Here is a 2314-nt window from a genome sequence, read left to right as displayed (position 1 = left end):
GTGCTTAAGGCAGATGAAAACATACTTCCTGTACCCGGTTCCCCATCTGCAGTACTGGAATTCCGTGGGGTACATTTTGGATATCCCGGAGGTCAGGAGATTTTGCACGGAATCGATTTTTTACTGGAACGGGGAAAGATGTATGCCTTTGTAGGACCAACAGGTGGAGGCAAGACCACTACGGCCTCACTGATGGCGAGGTTATATGATCCCCGGCAAGGTACAGTAATGCTGAACGGCCGCGACATCCGGTCTTACACGCATGCAGAGCGTACTCAAAAAATAGGGTTCATATTGCAGGAGCCCTTACTCTTTACCGGCACAGTAAAGGAAAACATCCTGTATGGAAATGAGGAGGCGGTCATTGAAGAAGCCGGCCTCGCTGAATTGCTTTCGGTGTTTGATGAAGGGCTGGATACAGAAGTAAAGTCTGGCGGTGAGCACATGAGTTTAGGCCAAAAGCAGCTTATTGCCTTTATGAGGGCTTTCCTGCGCAAACCTGAATTGCTGATCTTAGATGAAGCTACAGCAAATATTGATACCATTACAGAGCAAATGCTAGGCAGGATATTAGAAAAACTACCTAAAGAAACTACGTTGGTGGTGATCGCTCACCGGTTAAATACAATTGAAAACGCCGATGAGATCTATTTTGTAAACTCAGGAGATGTGGTACAGGCAGGATCGTTCAAAGACGCTGTTGATAAACTGATGAGCGGGAAGCGGCTGAGTTAAAACAAAGATCCTTCAGGAACCCCTGAGTTTTCCCTTTCAAATTTCAGCAGCCATTTTTTCTTGTCTATTCCGGCAGCATATCCTGTCATATTTCCATCGCTGCCGATTACACGATGGCAGGGTATGATGATGGCCAGACGATTCCGGCCATTTGTTGATGCAATTGCACGGATCGCTTTGGGATTGTTCATCATTTCTGCCTGTTCTTTATAAGAACAGGTTTTTCCGTAGGGGATTTCCAGGAGTGTTTTCCATACCGTTTGCGCAAATTCATTGCCTGGTGTGTGGAGGGGCACAGAGAAAGATTTTCTTTTTCCCTCAAAATACTCGCTCAATTCATTCTCCAGCTGATCCAGATGCTGATTGCTGCCCGGCTGCATCGTTGCATTGAGCAGGCGCTGCAATTCACTAAATTCCTTTTCTAACCGGATGCGGTTCGTGAATTCCAAAAGACAAATTCCCTCTGATGTGGCACCAGCCAGCATAGGGCCCAGTGGCGTGGAAAATTCGGTCATATTTATTATTTCCATGATGATCTATTATTTTAATACCTAAAGTTACAATACTCTCGAACGAAATGAAACCCGTTTCTTGCGCAGCAGTTAAATAAAATAATTTTTTTAGTCCTGTACAATAATATGGAATAAAGAACGTCTATATACTGAGAGCGTTAATTTAGATAAGCGGGAATGACTGGTATGGTTATTCTCGCTTTTTTTATGCCTTTATCCCGGGCGGCTGAAGTTCTGTATGGCTTCTTTCAAGTAAATCACTATTATTGTAAGGTTAAAGATACTGGATAAATGAAGAAGCATACAAGCTGCGACATGCAGAGTTGTTTTATGTGTCAGCTGGCATTAAAAGAATGGAAACCGGCTATAGATGCACACAAAAGAAACTTTAAGGCAAAAAAAGGAGAGCAGATCATTACCGAGGGTGAACCCGTACATGGGGTTTACTTTGTGAACAGCGGTAATGTAAAAGTTCATAAAAAATGGGGTGATAAGGAACTGATCCTTCGTTTTGCGAATCAGGGCAAGATCTTTGGTCATCGCGGACTGGGCAGTAAAAGCTCCGTTTACCCCATCTCTGCTACAGCATTGGAAGAGACCACACTGTGCTTCGTTGATCTTGAATTCTTCATTGCCACGCTTAAAGTAAACCATGACCTTGCCTTTAACCTGATGATGTTTTACGCAGATGAACTTCAGGATTCTGAAAAAAGAATGCGGAACCTGGCGCTGATGTCGGTAAAAAGCAGGCTGGCCGTAGCTCTGCTCAATTTGAAAGCACAATTTGGCCTGGATATGAATGGGTCCATCAATGTTGATATGAGCAGACAGGACCTGGCGGCCTATTCCGGCGCAACTTACGAGACCGTGTTCCGGACGATGAACGATATTATACAGGAAAACCTGATCACTTTAAATGGTAAGCGGATTTGTATAGTCAATGAAGTAGGATTAACACATCTTACCAGTGAATGACGGGTCAGGCTGCAGGCCAATGTATACTGTGCCGTTCTCTACCTTGACCGGGTAGGTTTTAATGGAACATTCATCGCCGCTCAGACACTCAC

Annotated in this window: 3 protein-coding genes; 2 read left to right on the top strand and 1 reads right to left on the bottom strand. The window is 44.3% G+C overall.

Translation table 11 applies throughout. The features are described 5' to 3' along the window. On the top strand, positions 1–735 hold a 735-nt coding region (locus VK541_RS11035), incomplete at its 5' end, for an ATP-binding cassette domain-containing protein (protein WP_324369984.1). Here the strand turns inward: VK541_RS11035 and VK541_RS11030 are convergent. Beyond that, on the bottom strand, positions 732–1265 hold the full coding sequence (locus VK541_RS11030) for a methylated-DNA--[protein]-cysteine S-methyltransferase (protein WP_324369982.1): 534 nt from the start codon (positions 1263–1265) through the stop codon (positions 732–734). The genes VK541_RS11035 and VK541_RS11030 overlap by 4 nt on opposite strands. A 273-nt stretch (positions 1266–1538) precedes the next feature. Here VK541_RS11030 and VK541_RS11025 point away from each other — a divergent pair, with 273 nt between their 5' ends. Next, positions 1539–2222, top strand: a complete 684-nt coding sequence (locus tag VK541_RS11025) for a Crp/Fnr family transcriptional regulator (protein ID WP_324369980.1) — start codon at positions 1539–1541, stop codon at positions 2220–2222. The last annotated feature ends 92 nt before the right edge of the window (positions 2223–2314 follow it).

Source organism: Pedobacter sp. (assembly GCF_035317785.1).
Classification (GTDB): domain Bacteria; phylum Bacteroidota; class Bacteroidia; order Sphingobacteriales; family Sphingobacteriaceae; genus Pedobacter.
The sequence above is the reverse complement of the archived record's forward strand: the minus strand, read 5'-3'. Positions and strand labels throughout refer to the sequence as shown.

Bases quoted from the DNA above. Each gene is read 5' to 3' on its own strand.
- VK541_RS11030 (WP_324369982.1), bottom strand. From the start codon at position 1,265: ATGGAAATAATAAATATGACCGAATTTTCCACGCCACTGGGCCCTATG.
- VK541_RS11025 (WP_324369980.1), top strand. From the start codon at position 1,539: ATGAAGAAGCATACAAGCTGCGACATGCAGAGTTGTTTTATGTGTCAG.